This window comes from Priestia filamentosa (genome assembly GCF_900177535.1).
GTDB lineage: Bacteria > Bacillota > Bacilli > Bacillales > Bacillaceae_H > Bacillus_I > Bacillus_I filamentosa.
On record NZ_FXAJ01000014.1, the window covers coordinates 56,366 to 62,982 of the forward strand.

Genomic DNA, 6,617 nt, shown 5'->3' on the forward strand with positions numbered 1-6,617 from the left:
ATTAACTAGAAAAAATCATGAATGAGCAAGAGTTTTTTTGACGAGTTTCTTCCTATTATATAGATTCTTTGTTAAAAGTACTTTCATGTTTTTTCACCAATTTATAAAAGGTTGTCTTTTTAACATTAGCCTCTTTCATGGCTTGTACAGCTGTAATCTCCTTATTTCTCCATCGATTATAAGCTTCAATGAATTCCTGGCTAACCTGAGCTTTAGGTCGTCCAAAAGATACACCCCCTTTGAGTGCAGCATCAATGCCTTCGCGCTGACGTTTTCGAATACGATCTCGTTCCTCTTCTGCCATCCACGAAAGAATCTGCAAAACTAAATCGGCAATAAAGGTTCCCAAACTATCCTTATATTGAGTGGTATCCAACAATGGCATATCTAAGACCACAATGTCTGCCTCGATTTCTTTTGTAATGGCATTCCATTCTTGTAAAATTTCTTCCTTATTACGACCAAAGCGATCTAGAGAATGAATATAAAGAATATCCCCTTTACGCATCATTCGTTTCATCAGTTGATACTGTTCTCGATTGAAGTTTTTTCCACTTTGCTTATCGATGAAAATGTCCCGAGGAGAAATTCCAGCTTCCTCCATGGACTGAAGTTGACGACCTTCATTTTGATCTCGACTACTTACCCGTATGTATCCAAATTTTCTATTTTCCATTTTTATACTCCTTTTGTGTTTCTCTCTCTATTATTCTATCAAAAACGTTCGCAAAAGTGTATGTTTTTCTAAGGACGTTCGTAATTTAAATTCAAACTTAAATGAACATGAAAAAGGCTAGTTTTCTAATTAAAAAGAAATGAACGTAAAAGTAAACTTTTATGGACGTTCACTTTGCGAACTATCTTTTTAGGTTTACTGTTTATGGTAGTAGAAAGGTGATTAATGGATAGGGAAGTTTTGCCCGTTTATGCTGGGGAAAAATGAAAAATAGTTGTTGATAAGCATTTTGTTTACTTTTGCTGTTTTTACCATATTTTATATAAATTAAGAGTGAATGAGATATACCTTGAAAAAATAATAAATTTTATTTGTCAATATTTTGGGAAGAATATGAATGAAAAATCATTTATAGAATGTAGAGAGGAGAAAAGGTAATTATGGCCTATCCTTCTTATGATGAAGTACAAGATATTCGAAGTGAACTAAAGGAAGTCGGATATCAACATTGGCTTCACCATGATCTATTTACATGGCAATGGTGGGTTTTGCTTATAGCTTCTATTCTACCCTGGATCATATGGGGGTATCTTATTAAAAAGGAGCACCGTCTACACGTATTTGCATTTGCTATGACCACGGGGATCATTTCAAGTATTTTAGATGTAATTGGAGTTTATATATTGTTATGGGGATACCCGATCAAATTATTTTTCATGGTTCCACCTTTATTCCCTGCCGACTTAACTGTCATCCCTGTAGCATTTAGTTTAGCTTATCATTATGGGGAAACATGGGGAATGTACTTCCTATATATCGCTATTCTCTCATTTTTATTCTCTTATGTGATAGAACCATTATTTATATGGGCAGAAATGTATGAGATACATAACTTCTCTCATTGGCTTTCTTTCATTGGTTTTATCTTCATTTTTTTACTCGTTAAATGGTTCTTAGAAAGGATTTTACCAGTAAGAGAACAGTAATTAAAGAAAAAACACCTAAAGGGATGGCTAGGTATCTTTTCTTTATTCCTAGAAAGAACATTATGGTGATTAACCATTGTTGAATTTTTTGTAATAAAAAGAAACCCTTTGCTCAGCATTAGCAAAGGATTTTTGGATAGGGGGATATATTAGTTTAAGCGCTACTCAGTCCTTCTTTCTAATAAGGTAAATAAATAGGTTTATAATACCTTGAGGTCCAATGCACTAAGAATTAATAGTGAGTAGTGAATTACCCTCTAAATTTTAGGATGCTCTAGTTTATGAACTAACCTTAAATTCAAAAGAAGGATAGAAAAGATTATGGGATAAGAGATGGCTGAATACCATAGCTTCCAGCCATTGTAATAAAAAAACTTAGTATGCAGAGAAAATAATTCAAAGGAAAGGGCAAAAAGTATCCAACCTAAAATGTACATTATCTTTTTTAGTTTATGGCTTTTTGATGGATACAGATTTAGAAAGAGGATACTAGTAGAGGAAAAATAAAGAAGAATAGCTAAAAGACCTAACCATTGAAACCCTTCTTCAAAATATCCATATAGATTATAATGTAAGTCAAAAACCATATCGACGATAATTCCATAGGTAAAAGCAAAAAAAGAAGTAGCGTATATTTCTAGCTGATTTAGCCTTTTGGGTATTAAAAAAGCTACAATGTTCATAATACCAAATGATAAAAATATAAGTACCCACATATATAGTCCCTTTTATATAGTCACTTTATTTTTGCTACTCCTAATGCATAGTGACTAAATAAAATATTCTCAACTAGCTCTCCTTGAGACTCCTCACAATCGACAATGATAATGATCTCAGAATGGAATCCTTTTAACAGCCTTTTTTTCTTTTTTATGATGATTTCTGTAAAAAGACGAATGGCCAAACCCACTATAAACCCAACAAAAGCACCTATTAATCCCCAATAAATGGGTCCTAGTGTCAACTTAAACCCTATACTAGCTCCAATCACTGAAAATGCTGTCGCTAAGGCTGCTCCGATATCAATTAGAGAAGTTCCGTCTGAACGATGAATGTTATCAAATACTTTATGCTCCTCCATTCGATTATCAAGAGGAACTATAAATATATCTTCCTTTTTAATACCTTTTTTCTCTAAAGTGGCTAGGGCCATTTCTACAAAAACGGTATGTTCAAACGTTGAGAAGAGTTGCATTTTTAGTTCCCCTTTCGCCCTTTTAATACTTGAAAAGATGGAGATTGATAATTCTCTTTAAAAAAGGTTCGTTGTTCTTTATCATATAATTTATTGTTTTCAACTGTATTTATATAAGAGTCAAAAACGGAAAAGCCATACAGAGAGGGGAGAAATAACAGCCATTCAGCATTTACCACTGACGTCGCTTTCTTTATTTCTCCTAAAAACAAAAGTGAAATAGCCTCAAGACCATGGGAGTAATAAAAAAAGACAACACACCAAATGATTACAAAAAATGCTGTCACAATTCTATGGATATAAAGTTGGCCTAAACCTGGTATGAAAAGGGACCAAATGACTGACATAACAGGATTTCTTTTGTCCAAATAATTAATTTCAAGGGCACCTATGCTAAAGGAATTGAACTTATGTTCTTCCCGTTCTGTCAATACAAAAATTTTATTCAAATCTACCGTTGTACGATAACTATCCCAAATTCCGAATATATAAACGGGAATATAAATTAATAACCAGCGTGTATCTAACACTTCTTTTGCCTTTTCGATCTCACCTTGAAAAGAATATATCATGGCTACATTAACATTGGCGTGGATATTAACAATCACTTCCCAAATAAACAAAACAAATCCTCGAAGATACTTGGATAAAAGAAGGTGTCCAAACCCTGGGAAAGCCGCACTCCACCAAGCTATGATATAGGGGTTTCTAAGATGAATTTGGGTAGTTCCAAGTATGCTAACATAAGCTCGATACCTTCTTGCTGTATTGTCATTACTATAATTGTCCATTATCTTTCCTCACCTTATGAAAGTGACTTCAACTAACGTAGCTTATTTAACATTAATATTTCACAAGGCAAGGATACTATACTAAATTAAACCATATATTATACATATTGCACCAAATGAAATTGCATATTTATTCAACAATCATATCCCATGAAAATATTAATAAGTTAAAACCAATTATAAAAGTATATTTAAATGACATAAAAAGCTCAACCTTGTTGGCATTCAAATAGGTTGAGCTTGAATTACTTCCTGTAATTGATTTTATGTTAACTAACTTTACGTATCATAAAGAGTTTGAATAAAGAAACCTACTGATCTGCAAATCAGTAGGTTTCTCTATTATAATCATTCAACATTATGGGGGTGCTTTGCTACATTTTAATTGTTTTGCCTCTACTTATAACATATTATTCTTTAGATAGTCATCATTAGGCTTAGGATGAAAAAGACCCATCTCTAATCTATTTCGCACCAAAGGTTTATATTCTCCTTTTGAATGTGTTTAGTAAATAGGAGCATTATAAATGGGGGGGGGAAAGTCATGCATATGATGAAAAAGGATAACTTCAGCCATGAGGGAAATTTGCCCCAAATGAAGTGGAACTCATACATAAATTGCTTAAAATAGCATCATACTCTGTTATTGAACAGTCCATGCAGATTCTATGTCTCTATTAAATGTTTTTCGCACCAGAGTATATTTATTCAGTAAACGGTTCGTATCCTCGATTTTTTAGCTTGAAATCTGTTTTCCTTGAGACTAAAAAGGGGAATTTTACAAAGAATAAGACCATTACTAGAAAAATGGAGATGAATCCTATGTCAAATTCAGACCAAATGCCTCGCGAAGAAGGAATGGACCATAGCTTGAGCCTGATGAGAGAAGGATATATGTACATTTTAAACAGACGTAAAAGTTTTAATGCTGATATTTTCGAGACACGGTTGCTTGGAAAAAAAGCAATCTGTATGGGAGGAAAGGAAGCCGCGGAAGTTTTTTATGATTCTGAGAAATTTAAAAGAAAGAATGCAGCACCAAACCGGGCGGTGCAAACATTGTTCGGAAAGAATGGGGTTCAGGCATTAGATGGACAGCCCCATAAACACCGTAAAGAAATGTTTATGTCGATTATGTCTCAGGACGCACTTAAAATCCTGACTGACATAACCAAAAAACAGTGGGAGATTGCAGTGAATCAATGGGAACAGCAGGAGGAGGTTATTTTATATGAAGAAGTGAAGGAAATATTGTGTAAGACAGCCTGTCAGTGGGTAGGTATACCAATACAAGAAAATGAAGTTAAGAGGTTAACAAAGGATTTAGGAGCGATGTTTGAGTCTCCAGCTAAAGTTGGACCCAATCACTGGTTGGGTAGAAACTCACGAAATCATGTAGAAAAGTGGATGGGAGAGATCATCAGCCAGGTTCGTAATGGGAAAATGAATCCCCCTGAAAACTCTATCTTATATAGATTTTCCTGGCATCGGGATCTAAAAGACAATCTTCTGGATACCGAGACCGTAGCTGTGGAAGTGATTAATATTTTAAGACCAATTGTGGCAATTGCTATATTCAATAATTTCATAGCACTGGCAGTGCACCATTATCCAGAGAAAAGAGATAAACTTAAATCCGACGATGAAAAATATGCTCAGATGTTTATACAGGAAGTTCGTCGTTTTTATCCCTTTTTTCCATTTGTTATGGCACTGGTAAAGAAAGATTTCACCTGGAGAGGCTATAACTTTGAAGAAGGCACGTTGACCCTTCTGGATCTCTATGGTACCAATCATGACCCTGAAATTTGGAAAAAACCGGAAGTATTTAATCCTGAGCGCTTTGCCGAATGGGAAGGAAGTCCTTTTAGCTTTATTCCGCAGGGTGGTGGTGATTACTTTATGGGACATCGCTGTGCTGGAGAATGGGTCACCATTGAAATCATGAAAGTGAGTCTTGATTTTCTAGCGAATCGGATGGTTTATGAAATTCCTGACCAAGATTTAAGTTATAGCATGGTAAGCATGCCAAGTATTCCCCATAGTAAAATAGTACTTAAAAATGTTAAACGGAGGATATAATTTATTTCTACGTTACTTTACTCTTTTTGCTCATTAAAGTATTATCCATAATTAATTACTATTCAAATTAGGAAGAGACTATAAAAAAACTAATTGAAAAGCTAAAAGTGGCAAAGGTTTCTTACATTTGTAAAGGTATACCTAAACGAAAAGCGTAAACCTATTGCCATTCAAAAGGTTTACGCTTTTTTACTTCTGATGATGAGTGTTATGTGAACTAGAAAATTACATACTATAAAGTAAAACATAGCTTCCAAACTAAGGAAGCTATGTTTTTTCAATGTTGTTTGCTCTCAGCAAAGATACGTTGACAATATGAAGGATTAGAAGGTCCCGTTTTGTGAGCATGTGAAGGATCTTCAAATTAGATCCTAGAAGATCTATTATATTAACTAACTTCATATATGACATACAGTTTGACATAAAAAACCTACTGATCAACAAACCAGTAGGTTTCTCTATTACAATCATTCAACATTATGGGGGTGCTTTGTTGCATCTTGATTATTTTGTCTCATCTATCACGTATTATTCATTTGATAGTTATGATTAGGTTTAAAATGAAAAAAACTCATCGATAGGCCCTCTCGCATGAAACTAACGATAAATTGAACAAGAAAGAAAATCAGTTGTGAGATTTTCTCTTTATTGTTTCATGACTATTTCGTTTCCTTATCTGATAACGGCGTATCATGAATATAGCCTGGAGCTGGGTTTAAATGAGGGGCCTGTCCTGTTGCTACTGGTTTTGCCTCATATTTAAACTCACTTAACCCATCCATAGATGGGCCGGAAGCCCATCGTCCCTGCTCACTTTCTGTTCCTTCTGAACAACTCATAAAGGTATAGGCTACATCTGACTTCTCATACTCTCGATTAAAGGTGCT

General features: G+C 34.4%; 7 protein-coding genes. 2 read left to right on the forward strand and 5 right to left on the reverse strand.

The genetic code is table 11. The features are described from left to right. Positions 1-55: 55 nt before the first annotated feature. The gene (locus B9N79_RS24495) at positions 56-676 is read right to left on the reverse strand and encodes a recombinase family protein (RefSeq protein WP_063592765.1); all 621 of its coding nucleotides are present in this window, start codon (positions 674-676) and stop codon (positions 56-58) included. 440 nt (positions 677-1,116) lie between these two features. Here B9N79_RS24495 and B9N79_RS24500 point away from each other — a divergent pair, with 440 nt between their 5' ends. Continuing rightward, a complete protein-coding gene (locus B9N79_RS24500) occupies positions 1,117-1,662 on the forward strand; it encodes a CBO0543 family protein (protein WP_085119300.1) in 546 nt (181 codons plus the stop codon). A 257-nt stretch (positions 1,663-1,919) separates the two neighbouring features. Here the strand turns inward: B9N79_RS24500 and B9N79_RS26990 are convergent, their stop codons facing one another. From B9N79_RS26990 to B9N79_RS24515, 3 genes are read right to left on the reverse strand one after another with little or no spacing between them, the layout of a single operon-like run. After that, positions 1,920-2,378, reverse strand: coding sequence for a CBO0543 family protein (locus tag B9N79_RS26990; protein ID WP_040057329.1), 459 nt, complete (start codon positions 2,376-2,378; stop codon positions 1,920-1,922). Between the two features lie 20 nt (positions 2,379-2,398). Then, positions 2,399-2,857, reverse strand: coding sequence for a hypothetical protein (locus B9N79_RS24510; RefSeq protein ID WP_040057328.1), 459 nt, complete (start codon positions 2,855-2,857; stop codon positions 2,399-2,401). 2 nt (positions 2,858-2,859) lie between these two features. After that, a complete protein-coding gene (locus tag B9N79_RS24515) occupies positions 2,860-3,648 on the reverse strand; it encodes a hypothetical protein (protein ID WP_040057327.1) in 789 nt (262 codons plus the stop codon). An 822-nt stretch (positions 3,649-4,470) separates the two neighbouring features. Here B9N79_RS24515 and cypC point away from each other — a divergent pair. Next, complete coding sequence (cypC, locus tag B9N79_RS24520) at positions 4,471-5,730, forward strand: CYP152 family fatty-acid peroxygenase CypC (protein WP_040060615.1); 1,260 nt, start codon at positions 4,471-4,473, stop codon at positions 5,728-5,730. A gap of 659 nt (positions 5,731-6,389) precedes the next feature. Here cypC and B9N79_RS24525 read toward each other — a convergent pair. After that, positions 6,390-6,617 (reverse strand): manganese catalase family protein (locus tag B9N79_RS24525; RefSeq protein ID WP_205635678.1); only part of this gene is annotated, 228 nt, incomplete at its 5' end.